The 16,896-nt window shown below is 51.6% G+C and carries 13 protein-coding genes; 5 read left to right on the top strand and 8 right to left on the bottom strand.

The features are described from left to right. Positions 1–95: 95 nt before the first annotated feature. Positions 96–2,459, bottom strand: a complete 2,364-nt coding sequence (locus tag OIN60_RS01635; RefSeq protein WP_305753120.1) for an endonuclease MutS2 — start codon at positions 2,457–2,459, stop codon at positions 96–98. Positions 2,460–2,697: 238 nt separating this feature from the next. On the opposite strand from OIN60_RS01635, the gene OIN60_RS01630 reads away from it, so the two are divergent. Together OIN60_RS01630 and OIN60_RS01625 are read left to right on the top strand one after the other, a co-directional pair. Beyond that, the gene (locus OIN60_RS01630; protein ID WP_305753119.1) at positions 2,698–3,063 is read left to right on the top strand and encodes a phage holin family protein; all 366 of its coding nucleotides are present in this window, start codon (positions 2,698–2,700) and stop codon (positions 3,061–3,063) included. A 165-nt stretch (positions 3,064–3,228) separates the two neighbouring features. Beyond that, the gene (locus OIN60_RS01625) at positions 3,229–3,630 is read left to right on the top strand and encodes a cupredoxin domain-containing protein (protein ID WP_305753118.1); all 402 of its coding nucleotides are present in this window, start codon (positions 3,229–3,231) and stop codon (positions 3,628–3,630) included. A 57-nt stretch (positions 3,631–3,687) separates the two neighbouring features. Here OIN60_RS01625 and OIN60_RS01620 read toward each other — a convergent pair whose 3' ends face one another. The 4 genes from OIN60_RS01620 to abc-f form a co-directional block, all read right to left on the bottom strand. Beyond that, entirely contained in the window at positions 3,688–5,610 is a 1,923-nt protein-coding gene (locus OIN60_RS01620) for a cell division protein ZapA (protein WP_305753117.1), read from the bottom strand. Positions 5,611–5,821: 211 nt separating this feature from the next. After that, the gene (gene pheT, locus OIN60_RS01615) at positions 5,822–8,266 is read right to left on the bottom strand and encodes a phenylalanine--tRNA ligase subunit beta (RefSeq protein ID WP_305753116.1); all 2,445 of its coding nucleotides are present in this window, start codon (positions 8,264–8,266) and stop codon (positions 5,822–5,824) included. A gap of 27 nt (positions 8,267–8,293) precedes the next feature. Next, positions 8,294–9,328: a phenylalanine--tRNA ligase subunit alpha gene (gene pheS / locus OIN60_RS01610; RefSeq protein WP_305753182.1), complete on the bottom strand. Its 1,035-nt coding sequence runs from the start codon at positions 9,326–9,328 to the stop codon at positions 8,294–8,296. Between the two features lie 424 nt (positions 9,329–9,752). Then, positions 9,753–11,600, bottom strand: a complete 1,848-nt coding sequence (abc-f, locus tag OIN60_RS01605) for a ribosomal protection-like ABC-F family protein (protein ID WP_305753115.1) — start codon at positions 11,598–11,600, stop codon at positions 9,753–9,755. A 707-nt stretch (positions 11,601–12,307) separates the two neighbouring features. Here abc-f and OIN60_RS01600 point away from each other — a divergent pair. Further along, entirely contained in the window at positions 12,308–12,502 is a 195-nt protein-coding gene (locus tag OIN60_RS01600; protein WP_305753114.1) for a type II toxin-antitoxin system HicA family toxin, read from the top strand. A 57-nt stretch (positions 12,503–12,559) separates the two neighbouring features. Beyond that, a complete protein-coding gene (locus tag OIN60_RS01595; protein WP_305753113.1) occupies positions 12,560–12,946 on the top strand; it encodes a type II toxin-antitoxin system HicB family antitoxin in 387 nt (128 codons plus the stop codon). 85 nt (positions 12,947–13,031) lie between these two features. On the opposite strand, the gene OIN60_RS01590 is transcribed toward OIN60_RS01595, so the two are convergent. After that, positions 13,032–13,721: a M15 family metallopeptidase gene (locus OIN60_RS01590; RefSeq protein ID WP_305753112.1), complete on the bottom strand. Its 690-nt coding sequence runs from the start codon at positions 13,719–13,721 to the stop codon at positions 13,032–13,034. After that, positions 13,718–14,143 (bottom strand): phage holin family protein, encoded by a 426-nt coding sequence (locus OIN60_RS01585; RefSeq protein WP_305753111.1) that lies wholly within the window; start codon positions 14,141–14,143, stop codon positions 13,718–13,720. The genes OIN60_RS01590 and OIN60_RS01585 overlap by 4 nt, the downstream gene beginning before the upstream one ends. Positions 14,144–14,333: 190 nt before the next feature. Between OIN60_RS01585 and OIN60_RS01580 the strand changes: the two genes are divergently transcribed. Then, positions 14,334–14,879, top strand: a complete 546-nt coding sequence (locus OIN60_RS01580) for a stalk domain-containing protein (RefSeq protein ID WP_305753181.1) — start codon at positions 14,334–14,336, stop codon at positions 14,877–14,879. On the opposite strand, the gene OIN60_RS01575 is transcribed toward OIN60_RS01580, so the two are convergent. After that, positions 14,876–16,891 carry a phage tail protein gene (locus tag OIN60_RS01575; protein WP_305753110.1) on the bottom strand — a complete coding sequence of 672 codons (2,016 nt, stop codon included), beginning with the start codon at positions 16,889–16,891 and terminating at the stop codon, positions 14,876–14,878. The two genes, OIN60_RS01580 and OIN60_RS01575, sit on opposite strands and share 4 nt — an antisense overlap. Between the last annotated feature and the right edge of the window lie 5 nt (positions 16,892–16,896).

Genomic DNA, 16,896 nt, shown 5'->3' with positions numbered 1-16,896 from the left:
GCCAAGCGGATAGGTCAGCAGTTGATCGATCTCTCTCACTTTCTCCCTCCCAATCGGCTACAGTCCAACAACAAACACTTTTTATACCAAGACGATTATTTTAACTCGGCGACAGTCACACCTGACCCGCCTTCCCCATAATTGCCTAGCCTGTAGCTTTTCACATGCTTGTGACGGCGCAGATAGTCCTGAATGCCGGAGCGAAGCACACCTGTGCCTTTTCCATGAATAATGTAGACCTGGCCCAGATTAGCCATAAAGGCTTCGTCCATGAATCGGTCCACTTCAATCAGCGCTTCCTCCACATTGGCTCCCCTCAAATCCAGCTCGCTCCGCACCCGGTCGTCGCGAGTTCGGTTCACGCCGGTAACCGGGCGTTGCTTCGGCTGAGCGGCCTTCGGCGCATCCAGCAGCTCAAGATCATCCAAGCTTACCTTCATTTTCATAATGCCCATCTGCACGACGGCCTCCTTGCTGCCGGACAGCTCCACAACATGCCCCTTCTGCCTCAGGCTGTGCACATGAACCTCATCTCCCGGCTCAATCGCCCTTGCTCTGGAGGACTGACGTGGAACGGACGATTTTTTGCGCTGCTTCGGCTCCGCCTTATCAAGCTCCTTGCGGGCCGCGATCAAACGATGTTCCTTCACTGCGGCGCCTTCCTCTTGGGCAAGCTTACGCAGATCGGTAATAATACGTTCCGATTCGCTGCGGGCCTTCTCCACGACCTGGCGTGCTTCTTCCTCCGCTTTTTCCAGCATGCGCTCACGCTGTCTTTCAAGCTTGTCGAGCTCCTCCTGATAGCGGCTGCGAAGCTCCTCATTCTCCCTGCGCACCCGTTCGGCTGCAGTGCGCTCCTGCTCAGCGGTCAGCCGGTTCTCCTCCAGAGAAGCAATCATATGCTCGACACGCTGATCCTCCTCTGTTACCTCACCACGGGCATAATCCAGAATTGGCTTGGACAGACCAAGCCGTTCCGCAATCGCGAAAGCATTGCTTCGGCCAGGCACACCAACGAGCAGGCGGTACGTCGGACTCAGCGTAGCCACATCAAACTCCATACTGGCATTAATAATGCCATCCCGTTCATATGCATATGCCTTAAGCTCGCTATAATGCGTTGTCGCTACCATGCGGCAGCCACTGGCATGAATGTGCTCCAATATAGCCACCGCCAATGCCGAGCCCTCCGCAGGATCGGTACCCGCTCCCACCTCATCCAACAGCACAAGGCTTCTCGGAGTCATCTGCCGCAGTATGCCGATAATATTCGTCATATGGCTGGAGAATGTACTAAGGCTCTGTTCGATGCTCTGTTCATCGCCGATGTCGGCATAGATGGCATCAAACACAGACAGCTCACTCTCATCCTCAGCAGGAACAAACAGTCCCGACATGGCCATCAGACTGAGCAGACCAATCGTTTTGAGCGTTACCGTCTTTCCCCCGGTATTCGGGCCGGTCACGATGATAGACGAATAGCTGCCGCCCAGCTCAACATCGATCGGCACTACTTTATCCAATGGAATCAGAGGATGGCGACCTTTCTTCAGCCTTACAAAGCCACGATCGTTAATCATCGGAAGCGTTGCCTTCATTTCCCGGGCCAGACGCGCTTTCGCGAATATAAAGTCAAGGTTACCGAGCAGATCGAGATCGTAGAGCAGCAATTCGGCCTGTTCTCCCACCTGTGCGGTCAGCTTTTGTAAAATGACCTCAATCTCCCGTTCTTCCTTCAATCTCGTTTCACGCAGCTTGTTATTCATCGTGACGATCGATTCAGGCTCAATGAACAGGGTAGCGCCCGAGCCGGACTGGTCATGCACAATGCCGCCGAAGTAGGAACGGTATTCCGCTTTGACAGGGATCACAAACCGGTCACCGCGAATCGTAATGATCTGATCCTGCAGCATCTTGGATACCGTAGAGGAGCGGATCATGGAATCCAGCTTTTCACGGATTCTTACCTCACCCGAACGCAGCTCACGGCGTATTTGGGCCAGCTCCGAGCTTGCCGTATCAAGCACCTCGGCATTATCGTCGATACATGCCTTGATCGCATTTTCCAGCAGCTTCTGGTCGGAAAGCTGTTCACTGATAAACAGCAGGGATTCAATGGTATGCTCCTCATGCACGCCCTCGATGTACACCTTGATACGCCGTCCTGCCTGAATCGTTGTCCGAATGCCGAGCAGTTCATGCGGATTCAATGTGCCGCCGATGCGCGCACGCTTTACGGCAGGCGATATGTCAACCACTCCGGTAAACGAAGGAGTTCCCTTCAGACGATCTACAGCGAAAGCCTCATCCGTTCCTTTCAGTAATGCTTGTATATGAGCCGCATCCGAGCTGGGGCGAAGCTGCATGGCTGCATGTTTACCCAACGGCGTTTGCGTGTAATTAGACAATGAGCTTAAGATTTTACCATATTCCAGTGTTTGCAAAATTTTTGCGTCCAACGTTACAGCTCCTCTCAGTTATATCTGTATTATAACGAAAGCTGGCAGCTTTCGCTATTTACAGCCGTTTGCATCCAAACATGTTTTTGCTCTGAATGCATTATAGACGCATCACACATAAGACGGACGTCCACGTAACATACTAATGCTTGCATATGCGCGGATTTTTAAAGAAACCCGCGGCAATCTCCAGCCTGCCATTCGATTTGCAGGTTGAGAGCAGAACAGGAGGCAAATCATGAAAATTCTAGGCACTATTGTACGTTTTGTAGTTGCAGCACTCGTGATTCTCGTTGTCGGGTGGATTGTACCTGGATTCAGCGTGGGCGGTTTTTGGAGCGCTCTGATTCTCGCCATCGTGATTGCCGTCATCGGCTTTATCATCGAAGCCATGTTCGGCCGCAGAGTCAATCCGTTCGGGCGCGGCATAGTAGGCTTTTTAGTCAGCGCGCTAGTCATCTACATCGCACAATTTATCGTTGGCGGTGTGGAGGTTTCTGTGCTGGGTGCTCTGCTTGCTGCACTTGTTATCGGACTTATCGACCTGTTTATTCCGGTTTCCACGCCTTTTGAAGCCGGACGGGGCAGCAACGACCGTGCTTAGATTTATCGAAGAAACTACAGCAGGCAAAAGAGGCCTTCCCAAACGCCGGGAAGCGCCTCTTTTTTTACAGCTTGAATATCTTTTTCGAAATTTCTTCACACTCTTCCCAGGACAACTTGCGGTATGATGGCAAATAGAATAAGCCAACGAATTGGAGGAGAGCATGTGGGAATCAAGCTCGTTAAAAGGAATGCATCCTTACTGGTAGCAGCAGGCCTGCTGCTTCTGTTCCTGTCTGCCTGCGGAAGCGGGGCTTCTCCGGCTTCATCCGGACAGCAAACGACAGACGAAGCAGCCACTGCCAGTGAAGAAGTCGTGATCAAGGCCAGCAATTTTGCATTTGACCAGCAGGAATACCGTGTGAAACAGGGCGTCCCCGTAAAAATCTCATTTGAGAACACAGAGGGCACACATGGTGTCATCATCCAGAATCTTAACGTTCGACTGGATAGCAGAAATACGTCTCAGGTAATCACGCCCGAGCAAAAAGGTGAATACGCGATTGACTGTTCCGTGTTCTGTGGCACCGGTCATCACACCATGACCGCCAAACTCATTGTTGAATAGACAAAACAAGCCGTCCTGACCTGCAACCGGGCCGGCTTGCCTTATTTTTGCTCATTGCTATTGGTCCTGCTCAATGAGCTCGATCCACTCGTTATACTCCGTTTGAAGCTTTGAATACTCATCCTGAAGCTGCTCAAGCTTCTCAGCCAGATTCTCCGTTTTCTCACGCTCCATATCGCGTTCCACCTGCAGCAATCTTAGTTGATGAGCAGCCAACTCATAACGATCGCCAATTTCTGTAAGTTGAGTCTGTAACTCCTCGCGGGCTTGCGTCACGGTCTGCAGTTCGGCCAATGTATCCTGCTGCTCCCGGGTCACATCAGCGACCTCCTGCTGGAGCCGCTCGCGGACCTCGGATGCGGATGCAATCTGCTGCTCCCATGCCGCCAGTTCTTCCTGACGGTGTGCCTCCTCCGCAGCGATATGCTCCAGTTCGGCGAGCTTCTCCTCGTACTTGACCTGCCACTCTATTGCTTCTTCCTCCGCCTGTTCGAACTCAGTCCGCTGCTCTGCAGCCTGTCTATTCAGCCGTTCGAGTTCAGCCTGAAGCTGTTCCGACTGCTGTTGCAGATTTTCGGCCTCCTCGCGCAGAAGCTCGTATCGATGATCACTCTGTGCGGCAAGCTCCGCAGCCTGTTGCGCCTCAGCACGCGCTAGCTCAAGGGCGTTACGCTGCTCGTCCATCTCCGTCTGTTGCTCCGCAAGCTGGCGCTGCAGGCTGCTGTTCCGGCCTTGCAATTCCTCCGCTTGCTTGAGCGCGGCGACCATGTCTTCCTCCAACTGCTCGATGGTCCGCTCAAGCTGTCCGATCCGATCCGTCTTCACGATCAACTCCTGCTGGCGCTGCTTAAGCTCTGCCACATGCTTGCCGGCCAGCTCGCGAGCCGTCTGCTCTTTCTTGGATAGATCAGCCATTTCAGCCTGCAGTTTGCGTACCGAGACATGTGCCTGTTCAAGCAGCTTCTGCATCCTTCTCTGCTCTTCCTCCGCTTTGGAGGAAGCCTGCTGCATCCGTTTCAGCTCAGTATTCTTCTCATTTATCTCACCTTGAAGAGATTGGAGTCTGCTAGCAGACTTTTCCTCTGCGGCCGCTGCCTCCTTCAAGCGGTCTTCAAGCTCCTGACGGGCAGCTTCGGCTTGCTTCATCTGTTCTGAGGTACCTTGCAGTTCCTCGGTGAGTAGCTGTTCACTTAACTCAAGCTCGTCCAAACGGTTTCGGAACTGCTTGAGCTCTTCCTCGTACTCTTGCCGAATCTCTTCTTGAAGGGTCTCAGCCTGTTGGCGCAAGGCCTGTTCTTCTTTTAATGAAGTGAGGATCTGTCCTTTCTCATCCTCCAAGCGCTTGCGAAGGGCCGCCAGCTCGGATTGCCAGGCTGCTCTTGCCTTTTGCTGTTCTTCGTTCAGGCTGAATTGCAGCTGCTCCTTCTCCGATTGCAGTCTTGATTTATATTCCTTCTCTGCAGCGGCCAGCTTGGTCTCGACCTGTCTGGCGGCTGTCTGTGTCCGCTCCTTCTCTTTAAGCAGCTCGGCCTCTTTCTTCATCTGTTGCTCCAGCCTGCTCTTCAGTTCAGCCTTTTCCCGTGCCGCATTCTGTTCGGCTTCCGCCAGCCTCGCCAACGCCTGTTCCTTCTCCTGTACGATACGGTCGCCTGCTTCCAGCAGTACGGCATTCTTCTGCTGCTGCTCCCCGAGGAGGGTTTGCAGCTTTGCCAGGTCTTCCCGCAATTCAGAACGTTCCTCGACGATTCGGTTCATTTTCCTCTCGATTTCCTGGGATTTAACTGCTTCTTCCGCCATGTGAACTGCAGCGAGTACCGCAATGCGCGGAATATCCAGATGAGCGTGAGCCTGCGCTATCGTATGCATTCTATCATTTACATAGCTTGCAACCTGCTTCATATATTCTGTACTGCTTCCAACAAGCTTATAGGAATTTCCGTATATTTCAACGGTAACGCGTGTGCGATCCGGTGTAGTCACAATTATGCCCTCCTCCAGTTCTGTGTGTTGATTCTGGGATGTCTGTTGTTCGTTTTCAACTCCCGTTCGGACTGGGAATTCTGTTCATTATCTATTTTGCAACTTATTTCATCATCAATCAAGTGAAGCGAGCGAACGGCGCTAGCGAAGAGAAAAAAAGCCACACCGAACCTCTTCACCTTAGATTCGATGTGGCTTGACTTATCTCCTGCTACTTTCTTAATTCAGCGCCAAAAGTTTGTTCCAGTGCCTCAACGATCCGGCTGTGCGTGCCGTTAATTTCTTCATCGGTCAATGTACGTTCACGGTGACGGTACAGCAGCGCAATGGCAATGCTTTTCTTGCCTTCTCCAAGCTTGCTGCCTGTGAAGACATCGAACACCCGAGCTTGAGTCAGCAGCTCGCCGCCGTTTTCGCGAATCACACGCAGCAGCTCGCCTGCTTCCACCGTTTCGTTGACAACTACCGCAATATCACGTTCGACGGAAGGGAAGCGGGTCAACTCCTGATAACGGATGGCGCCATTTTGGTGACGGATTACCGGCTCTAGAGCAATTTCCGCTACATACGTGTCCTGTAGGTCGTATTGCTGCTGCAGCTCAGGGTGAACCTGGCCCACCGTGCCGATCAGTTCCGCTCGCCCTTCGATCTCCAGATATACGGAAGCGGAACGCCCCGGATGGTATCCTGCCGGACTATCAGCGGTATAACGTACCTTACCTGCCAGACCCACATAGTCCAACAGCGTTTCAAGAGCACCCTTGATGTCAAAGAAATCGACAGCCTCCGCCTTAATGTTCCATTGCTGGCTGCGGCGCTTGCCTGTCAGAAGCAAACTGAGCACAAGAATCTCCTGCGGCTGCTTAGTCAACGTCTTCTCACCGCTGAAGAACACACTGCCAATTTCAAACAGGGCCAGATCTTCCTGCTTGCGGTTCATGTTGTATACGGCGGCATCCAGCAGTTGGGGAATGATGCTGGTACGCAGCATGCTCCGATCTTCACTCATTGGCATAGCCAAAGCTACCGGGTGACTGCCTTCTGTAAGAGCAGGATACAGTCCCGTACGATCCGGATGAATAAAGGAATAGCTGATGATCTCCTGCCATCCGCCATGAACAAGCAGGCCGCGCAGAGAACGGCGCAGAGCTTGTGCAGGAGTCAGCGCACCAGGCGTTGTAGGGCCCTCGATAGCTGTGGTCGGAATATTATCGTACCCATAGAGGCGGGCAACCTCTTCGAACAAGTCCACATCCAGCGTAATATCACCGCGCCGTGTCGGAACCTCCACTTCCAGCTGGCCATGCTCAAGGTCCCCGCAAGAAAAATGAAGCCGACTGAAGATCGTCTTCACTTCCAGCATAGATAGGTCAGTCCCCAGGTAACGATTCAGCTTCTCCAGCGACAAGGTAATGATCCGTGGAGCGATATTCGCTTCATTATACTGGACAATGCCCTGCTGTACCGCTCCGCCTGCGTAGCGCTGGATCAGCGCTGCCGCACGGTTGAGCGCAGGGATGACTGCAGCCGGATCAACTTCTTTTTCAAAACGGAGGCTTGCTTCGGAACGCAGCCCTAGTTGACGGGATGTCTTACGCACGCTTCCGCCGTCAAATTTCGCCGACTCCAGCACAATATCGACCGTGTCCGCAGTAACCTCCGAGTTGGCTCCGCCCATGACACCCGCCAAGGCCAACGGTTTCTCTCCGTCAGTAATCAGCAGCATATGAGGCTCAAGCTTGCGTTCCTGATCGTCCAGCGTTACAAGCGTTTCGCCTGCACGCGCCAGACGCACGTCAATCCGTCCGCTCAGCTTGGCCGCATCAAAAGCATGCAAAGGTTGTCCGTATTCCAGCATCACGTAGTTGGTGATGTCGACAATGTTATTGATCGGGCGGATGCCGGCTGCCATCAAGCGGTTTTGCATCCACAACGGGGAGGCTCCGATCGTTACTCCGGTGATTACGCGAGCCGCATAGTGGCTGCACAGCTCGGATGCCGCCACGGATACTGAAAGATGTCCCGCTGCGGATTCAGCCGTTTCAATCAGGTCCTGCTCCGGATCGGGAACCTTGATGTCTCTTCCGAGAATCGCGCTCACTTCATAAGCAGCTCCCAGCATACTGAGGCAGTCCGAGCGGTTCGGAGTCAAGTCGAATTCCAGAACCTTATCGTCCAGGCCAAGCAGCTTTTCGATCGGAGTGCCCAGCTCGGCGTCTGCCGGAAGAACAAGGATACCTTCCTGCTGCTCTTTCGGCAGCAGCTTGTCGTTCATGCCCAGCTCCTTGGCGGAGCAGATCATGCCCTGGGACTCGACGCCGCGCAGCTTGGCTTTTTTAATTTGGAAATCGCCGGGCAGCTTGGCCCCAATCATCGCTACCGGCACCTTCTGGCCCACATCCACATTTTTAGCGCCACATACGATTTGCAAATCCTCGCCTTGCCCTACATCGACGACACAGACGTTCAGCTTATCCGCATCCGGGTGCTTCTCCTTGCTTTTAACGTAACCTACAACAACTCCCGAGACACCCTTGTTCCGGTTCTCCACCACATCGATTTCAATACCCGCCCGGGTAATGCGCTCAGCCAGCTCCTCAGCAGTCACCTGCTCAAGCGATATATAGTCAGACAGCCATTCGGTTGATACTTTCATCTACGCTCACTTCCTTTTATCCGAGTATTAATTCCGTGCGAACTGCTTCAGGAACGCCATATCGCTATTATAGAAATGGCGGATATCGTCAATGCCGTATTTCAGAATCGCGATTCGCTCCACGCCCATGCCAAACGCAAACCCGCTGTATTTCTCCGGATCGTATCCTCCCATTTCCAAAACCTTCGGATGCACCATACCGCAGCCCAAAATTTCAAGCCAGCCTGTCTGCTTGCACATCCGGCAGCCGCTGCCGCCGCACTGCACACAGGTCACATCCATTTCAGCGCTTGGCTCAGTGAACGGGAAGAAGCTCGGACGCAGGCGAATCTGTGTCTGACTGCCGAACATCTCCCGGGAGAATTGAAGCAGCGTCCCTTTAAGATCACTCATACGGATATTTTCGCCAATAACGATACCTTCAATCTGGTGGAACTGAAAGGAATGGGTAGCATCATCATCATCACGACGGTACACCTTGCCCGGGCAAATGACCTTGAGCGGGGCTTCTCCGCGCATGGACTGCATCGTCCGCACCTGCACCGGTGAAGTATGCGTACGCATCAGCAGCTCCTCAGTGATATAAAAGGAATCCTGCATATCGCGGGCCGGATGGTTTTTCGGCAAATTCAGCGCTTCAAAGTTAAAATAATCGGTCTCAACCTCCGGTCCTTCCGCCACACGGTAGCCCATGCCCAAAAAGATATCTTCAATTTCAGCGATCACCTTGTTCAATGGATGAACGCCGCCCTGCGGCATGTTACGGCCCGGCAGTGTGACATCCACTCGTTCCGCGCGCAGTCTTTGCTCTGTCTCGGCACGCTGGAAAGCCTGCTGCTTGGATTCAATAATCTCTTCAATCGCGCCGCGCACATCATTGGCCACCTGGCCAATGATTGGACGCTCTTCCGCACTCAACCCGCCCATGCCGCGCAAAACTTCGGTCAGCGCTCCCTTCTTGCCTAAGTACTTGACACGCAGGTCGTTCAATGTCTGGGGATCGGATACCTGCTCCAACTGAGCCAGGGCCTCAACCTTCAATGCTTCCAGTTTTTCCTTCATCATTCCTGATGCCTCCTTTGTGTAATCACCCGGTAGCTTCCGGTATGTACGCAACAAAAAAAGGCCTTCTCTCCCGTAAGGGACGAAAAGACCGTGGTACCACCCTTGTTAGACGATCGGGAAATCCAATACGGATTCCAATTCCAGCATTTCATCAATCGTCTCGCTCAACACGCTGTAACGGTCGTGAACCGGTACCCCCTACTGTCCTGCCGCGCAGTATATACGGTCAAGGTTCAAGGGACTGCTCCAGAGTGAACTTCAACAGGTCTGTGTCTGCAGAAACGCTCTCAATCCACGGCGTTTCCTCCCTGTGCACCAGGCACTGCCTACTCTCTCCATCAAGGCATTTTCATTTTCACGAGCTACAAAAAAACTGTGACCCATTCATTATAGGTCAAACTAACTGTGCTTGCAACCTGTATTAGCCCTTGTGGTTCAATTCATCCAGCCTGCTGCGGATCTTGCGAATTTCCGCCAACACAGACTTCTGATCAACAGCCTCACTGTCCGTTGTTCCCAACAGTTCAGTAAGCCGCCATTCAAGCCTCATCCGCTCTTCGCCGTCAGATCCTGCCGACACAACACCAGCAACACGCGATTCCTCCCGCTCCTTGATTCCACCTTCATACCATTCGTGCCCCCCTCCAGGCTGGAGCTCCAGCAAACGGTTGGCGGTTCTGCGAATCAGCTCCCGGTCATGCGAGACCAGGACAAGCGCTCCTTCATACTTCAAAAGCGCGTCTTCAAGCACCTCTCGCGTGCTGATATCCAGATAGTTGGTGGGCTCATCCAGAACGAGCAGGTCTGCCCCGCTGAAATAAAGACGCAGGAAGGCAGCTCTGCACTGCTCACCCATGCTTAGGTCTCCAATCTTTTTATATACAGACTCCCTGGAGAAGAGAAAGCAGCCCAGAAGGGTACGTGCTTCCGTCTGGGTCATGGAAGGCAGCTCAAGCAGACTGTCAAGCAGCGTCTGATGATAGGGCAGCTCCTCAAGCTCCTGTGAAAAGTACCCGATCTTCAACTGCGGATGTCTTAACACATCTCCCGCAATCGGCTCAATCTCACCAACCAGCAGCCGCAGGAGGGTGGTTTTGCCTGATCCGTTAGGACCCAGTACCGCGAGCCGGTCACCTCGGCCTAGACTCATGGTCAGGTCCTGAAAAATAACTGTATCGCCGAACCCGAAGTGAACCCTTTCCATCCGCAGCAGCGTCCTAGCTTGAAAGCCGGTATCTTCCAGCCTGATTTTCAGCCGCTGCTCTTCCCGCGGTTTTTCAACCCGGTCCTGCTCCAGACGCTCCAACTCCTTTTGCTTCGCATGATAACGGGAGATGTTTTTGTTGGCTTTCGCCTTGTAATAACTTTGCGTAATCTTGACCTCAACATCGGTGGCGGCACGATGAGCACGATGGAACCACTCCCTGTAGTTCCTTATGGAGGCTTCCAGAGCGGCCCTTGCCTGCTCCTGCTTGCGGTATTCGGTTTGCTGCTCCTTGATCTCTCTTTCCTTTTGCAGCCGATAATCACTGTAGTTTCCCTTATAGCACTTCATACCGCCTGACGACAGCTCATAAATGCCGGTTGCTATTCGATCCAGGAAGGTTCTGTCATGGGACACAAAAATCAGAGTCCCCCGATATTCCCTGATCCACTGCTCCAGCCATTCTAGACCGGCACTGTCCAGATGATTGGTCGGCTCATCGAGCACGAGTACCTGCGGTCTGCGAAGCATTAGCGACGCAATGCGCACCCGGGTCTTCTGGCCACCGCTCAGCTTGCTATAAGGCACAGACCAAGTATCAGCAGGCATACCCACCCGTTGCAGGACCGCTTCCGTTTCGGCCTCCCAGTTGTAGCCCTGAAGCGAGGCATACTCTTCCAAAAGCTCGCCGTACCTGGCGGCCTCCCGTTCCGTTTCGGCTCCTGTAAGACCTTCCAGCACTAGCTCTTGCTTACGCAGCGCCATTTTCAGCTCCCAGCACCGGCCGCTTTCCCTCTGTGCCACCTCGATAGCCGTCAAGCCGTCGGCTGAAACGTCGTGTTGCTTCATCCACCCCCATTCTTCAAGAGGCAGCGAGCGTTCAATCATGCCCGATGTGCAGACTTCTTCGCCAAGAAGCATGCGCAGCAGTGTAGTCTTTCCACATCCATTTCTTCCGTGAAGCGCAATTCGCTCACCTTTCACGATGTGAAACGTCACATTTTCAAATAGCGGCTGTCCGTTCCATTCTTTCTTTATATTTTTTACACTCAAAAGAGTTGTCATTAAGGCATCATCCTCCCTTGTCTCTTAAGCAGCCGCCCTGATTCCGATCACAGGAACGGCGAATAACCGCAGACGGACTGCGGCGCTTACTGCGTACAAAGAAAGGTTCTGCCAAGGGCTTGCCTGTAGAATGAGCAGCACAAAAAAGCCTAAATCTGCCCATCCTATCCCTTATGAGATATGGATTTCCGTCTATGGTAAAGCAACCATCTCATCCGCAAGTCAATTTTCAGCACACCTGTCCCTTTGCAGCCGCAGCGGCCGCCTGCCTATCACATGCAGTTGGACTGGAAAATCGATGTGCTTACTTCATCGGACGTGTGGTTACCTTCCTTTCGGCAAATTTACGCTTCGTCATTCAGTATAATATCCGAGCGATATAGAAAAAGCCCCTGAATTCACAAGGACTGGTCGCTCGAAGTCTAGATGGAGCGGGTGATGGGAATCGAACCCACGCTACCAGCTTGGAAGGCTGATATGAGGCTTATTCCTGACATGTCACCGCCGCCAAATTGACTGGTGAATACCTGTTTCTACTATAATATATGTGTCATTGTTATGCAAACAAAATGATGTTTTTGAAATATGTTTGCCCCATAATTGCCCCATGCGCCACTTAAAATCCCAAACGCTTGGGATTTTGAAACAATCACTTTACAATGCGCATTGATGCGTGTTATAATATATTCAGGAGGTGAGGAATAGGAATGAAGGGTTACTCTTCGCGTGAAGTGAAACGGATACTGGAAGCTAACGGATGGTTCGTGGTACATGTCGTTGGCGATCACTTCCAATTTAAGCACCCTACGATTAAGGGGAAGGTTACATTAACCCACCCCGTTAAGGATGTAGCAATACACATCATGAAGGATATCGAAAAGAAGACAGGGCTGAAATTCTAGCCCTCCTTCTTAGAACATAAATGATAATTAGATACTGAAGAAAGGATGGTTATCAAGATGAAGAAAAGCTACACCTACCCTGCAATACTGAACTTTTCAGGCGAACATATCGAGATTTCATTTCCTGATCTGGAGGAAGCCCTGTCGCAAGCCGAGACCGTTGAAGAAGCGCTCAGACGGGCCAATGAAGTGTTGAAGCTCACAATTGAAAGCCGATTAGAGGATAAAGAGGAAATCCCTCCAGCTACACCTTTGAATGAGTTAGAGCTTACTACTGGACAACGCACGATTGTAGCCACGGTCAATCTGGATGAAAAGATCAGGTACGTCAGTAAAAATCTAACGATTCCGGAAGACCTAAACGAAGCTGCAATAGATGCAGGGCTTAATTTTTCCCAGGTCCTACAACGCGCGCTCCGGGAAGAACTAAGCAGCAAGGAATAATATAACTACAAAAAAGGGGCTCTGCCAGCTATATGCCGGTAGAGCCCCTTTTTACCAATGCTTTCGGATTTGACCTCAGTATATTCTATTTTGATTTATCCGTCAATGAGGCCGTTTTGTTCTGGTTATCCCATCCAACCTGCAGGTCTAAAGCATCGCCGACTGCCCGCAGCGGCACAAATACCGTCCCGCCGATCAGCACGCCGTCCTCAATCTTCTTGCCATTTACCGTAACTGCTGCTTTGTCCATCCTTTCTTCAACCCCTTCCCCTATCCGCTTCATAACCGTCCGAATCTGCGCCTGGCTTGGTCGTTTTCCAGCCCGGTATTGGGCCGTGGACAGCCCAAAGGTCATTTGGAAATGTGGTAGATCCCTAAAACTTGTCCAATCGCCTCCCCACTCAAAACCCAGGGCCTTACCAATAGAGACAACCTGCATCCAGTCCGCTTTACGATCGGCATTCCCATCCCTCGACGTGTCCCAACTCACCGAGCGACCATCCGGCAGCAACAACGCAAAGTCCACGGCCACGCCGAAATTGTGAAATGAGTAGCCTCCACTAGCGTTTGTGACAACCTGTCCCGGCTTGCTCCGACCCTGAGCATAAAGCTCATTTTGCTCTGCTACGGTGCGTAAGCCCTGCGTGATGACGATAGGTATTCCGGTAGCAAAAGAGCGCTGGATAAGCCGCTCTGTGGCTGTGCGGACAACAGGCAACAAACCCTCAAGCTTTTTTGCCGACTTGGACATTACATATTCGAGTGTCAATGTCATTGCTTATCAGCTCCTCTCTCTACATCACCGCCTTTGCCCTTGAGAACTTCCACCGCCTGGCGGATTACCGGAGGGATTGGCGCCCCCAGCTTGCCGCCGTTTTCAACAATGGACAGAAGCTCGTTCGCGATATAAAAAAACGCGATCGTATCGCGGAACAAATGAGAATCCCCGAGCACACCGTCAACCAAATGGCCGATGGCCACCATAGCGAAGATAAACACTTTTCGAGCGATACCGATCAGACCAATTTTACTTTTGAGCTGACCTAAAATAAAAGCAGCCCAAATACCGGTTAGGTAATCAATAGCGACTAGAAACAACAACGTCCCAAGGATGCCAGACCACCCGCCGAAAAGGTATGACGCCACCCCGCTTGCTGCAACCATAATCCATTTACCTACTAAACTCCAATTATCCATTCCATTTCCCCCATTCTTTTTTTAAAAAGCAAATAAGCCTCCGGGAATCCCGCAGGCACAGTCTATTTAAATTCAATTAAGCAACTACATAAGCAATCACCTCCGTACCGGACTATAAAACTTTTGCCGTAATATGCCGTAATAATGGTATAATCTATGATAAAAAGGAGCTGCACTCCCTGTGAAAAAGATGGTTATTGGTTTAGTTACTGGTATGCTGATTGGATCGGCCACTGTTACCGCCGCAGCTACTACACCAACAGTACAAGCAACGTTGAGCAAATTCAGTTTTAGTGTTGATGGAGAGTCGAAGAATCTTAAGTCTGACCCTTTGGTGTACAAAGGCACTACATACCTGCCTGTCCGTGAGGTTGCTGAAATAACCGGCTATGACCTCACGTTTGATTCCAAAGCGAAATCCATTGAATTAGAATCCAAATCCGAAGGAGACGTGACCGTGAGCGACAATACAAGCCCTGCAGCATCAACTGATTCATTGACATGGATCACCGCTAGGGACGCAAAAAAGCAATATGACATCTCTATTGTTATGAGTGATACAACAACCGTAAGTCATGACGGCAAAGAAATCAGTTTCCCGTTGTCTATGCGCGATACTTCCGATAAAGGAGGAAAGATATACAAGAGCACAGACAACAGCTCTAGCCTAAAAATACAGGACGGGGCCATCTATTTAGGAAGTGATACCCTGCAAGCTCTAGGAATAGCTAATTAATAATTACCGCCACCCCTCGACTGGACAAAAAGCTGTGTAACGACATTAGCCACGATACGCCCCAAACTATTTGGGGCTATTTTTATTTCATGCCAGTTTCCCCGTGTGATTTTCCCCTCTCCGTCTTTTGCGAGATACGGGATTATGTTAATGTCATTTCCACTCGTACCACTCACAGGAACCTGATTTCCATCAACGGTTATCGTTACCACTGTAGGGCTCGGCCCCTCGTAAATACCGTATTCAATCTGATGTGTGTGAGGCGGAATGGTAATACTGTGTGTATGGTCCATATCATGTGTATGGTTTGGAAGTGTGAGCTCGTGCTTGTGTTTCGGTATATCAACTTTATGGTTATGGCCTGGTATCGTAACGGTGTGATTATGCGCCGGAATTGTAACATTGTGCCTATGGTCGGAAGTAAGAGCGTGCGAATGATTTCCCGATTCAGAAAAAGTAACTGTTTCGCCAGAGGTAGTCACCAAATTAGTCCCGTCTGGTATACCATGATTATGCTTCCCCTCGACACTCACAGCTTCTGGAACATCGAGCACATACTGATCCCAATCATCAGAAGTTGCCGATGATTCTATAACAGCTTGTTTCGTCGACGTGGTTGGCGTCTGAGTATCTGTTGTTGAAGTGGTTTGCACAGAAGCACCGCCATCAGACGTTGTTGTTGACGTCCCTCCGCCAGCCGCTGTCGTTTGGGTGCTGCTTGGACCGGACGTCGTTTGTACACCCCCGCCACCCTCAATTGCCTTCGAATAAGCTCTGAATGGCTCTGTCTGAAAATTCAACATCACCTTATTAATCCGAGCTGTCTCCTCCGGTACGTAAAACTTAAGCACTGCCGGATGCTGTGGATCGCAGTTGTCTGCAAAATCCCGTGTATCCAGGTTAGTAGAGCCTTGAGCTGAAACCTGACTAATATACATACGGTCCCTTAGGTTTGCTATGCTACCAGCAATGTCTTGCACCTTGTTTGCAATCTCCAGCGTCACCGCACCCGGCTGCCCCAACACATCCCCTTTGCTCACCTTCATGACCCGCGCAACGATATCAACGCCCATTTCCTGATCGATGACCCGAACCATTGCACCACAGGCAAAGCGGTCAATAGGGTCATTGGTCAGTGCGTAGATTTCGGCGGCATCCACAGAATAGGACACCGCAGGCACTTTGGATTCCTGCAGCATGGCCTGGCAGACCGCAAGCAGTGTTTCCGGATACTCGTAGCGCCGATCGACAAAGATAGATGATACTATGCCATACTTGGCGATATACTCCGGCTCAGCGTCGATGTATGGCTGTCCACCGTTGATGTCGGCAAACGTCAGTTGATTGACACCCTCTCCGTACCCAAGTCCGTACAACCGCGTGACAACGTTTGACGGGTCAGATACCTTGCTGATACCCTGCAAATTGACACCATAGCGGATGTACGCCTGCTCCCGCGTAGAGGGCTGCACCAGATTAAGGGTCCATGGCGTCGTCGTCGTGTCCCAGGTCCACTGATACTCCTCAACAAAGGGCTGCGGGACGCTAAACAGTGCTCCCAGCAGGTTTACGTTTTCCCAGTTATATTCGAACTGGCGGCTAAACTGGACGGTGCCCAGCTTCCAGCGTTTAACCGTCTGTCTGTCAAGGATGTACTGCAGCACATCCCGAGTGTGAACGCCCAAATTGCCGATCGTATGGTATTGAAACAACACATCATCAAGCAGTGTAGCCAGGACATGCTCACATTGATATGCGACCGTCTCCCCGTCGCTCCCACGCTGGGCGGTATTCGGTAAAATCCTGAACAGCTCCAGGCGTTCGCCCCCGTCGAAGATCTCCACAAAGTAGAGCGGCTTGCATTCCGCGTTCTTTTCATCGTCGACCGGAAGCGAGAACTGCGCTGTCCACAAGGCGTTATATTCCTGTGAATAGCCTATGTCAAAGGCATTTTCCAGCAGCGCCACCTTGCGCATTTGTAGGTCATATACGGTTACATAAGACTTCGGCATGGTTC

This window comes from Paenibacillus zeirhizosphaerae (assembly GCF_030705605.1).
Lineage (GTDB): Bacteria > Bacillota > Bacilli > Paenibacillales > Paenibacillaceae > Paenibacillus > Paenibacillus zeirhizosphaerae.
This window is presented reverse-complemented; position numbering and strand designations above follow the sequence as displayed.

Excerpts from the sequence above, each read along its gene's own strand:
- OIN60_RS01630 (WP_305753119.1), top strand. The coding sequence starts at position 2,698 with ATGAAAATTCTAGGCACTATTGTACGTTTTGTAGTTGCAGCACTCGTG.
- pheT (WP_305753116.1), bottom strand. The coding sequence starts at position 8,266 with ATGAAAGTATCAACCGAATGGCTGTCTGACTATATATCGCTTGAGCAG.
- pheS (WP_305753182.1), bottom strand. The coding sequence starts at position 9,328 with ATGAAGGAAAAACTGGAAGCATTGAAGGTTGAGGCCCTGGCTCAGTTG.
- abc-f (WP_305753115.1), bottom strand. The coding sequence starts at position 11,600 with ATGACAACTCTTTTGAGTGTAAAAAATATAAAGAAAGAATGGAACGGA.
- OIN60_RS01600 (WP_305753114.1), top strand. The coding sequence starts at position 12,308 with ATGAAGGGTTACTCTTCGCGTGAAGTGAAACGGATACTGGAAGCTAAC.
- OIN60_RS01595 (WP_305753113.1), top strand. The coding sequence starts at position 12,560 with ATGAAGAAAAGCTACACCTACCCTGCAATACTGAACTTTTCAGGCGAA.
- OIN60_RS01590 (WP_305753112.1), bottom strand. The coding sequence starts at position 13,721 with ATGACATTGACACTCGAATATGTAATGTCCAAGTCGGCAAAAAAGCTT.
- OIN60_RS01585 (WP_305753111.1), bottom strand. The coding sequence starts at position 14,143 with ATGGATAATTGGAGTTTAGTAGGTAAATGGATTATGGTTGCAGCAAGC.
- OIN60_RS01580 (WP_305753181.1), top strand. The coding sequence starts at position 14,334 with ATGGTTATTGGTTTAGTTACTGGTATGCTGATTGGATCGGCCACTGTT.
- OIN60_RS01575 (WP_305753110.1), bottom strand. The coding sequence starts at position 16,891 with ATGCCGAAGTCTTATGTAACCGTATATGACCTACAAATGCGCAAGGTG.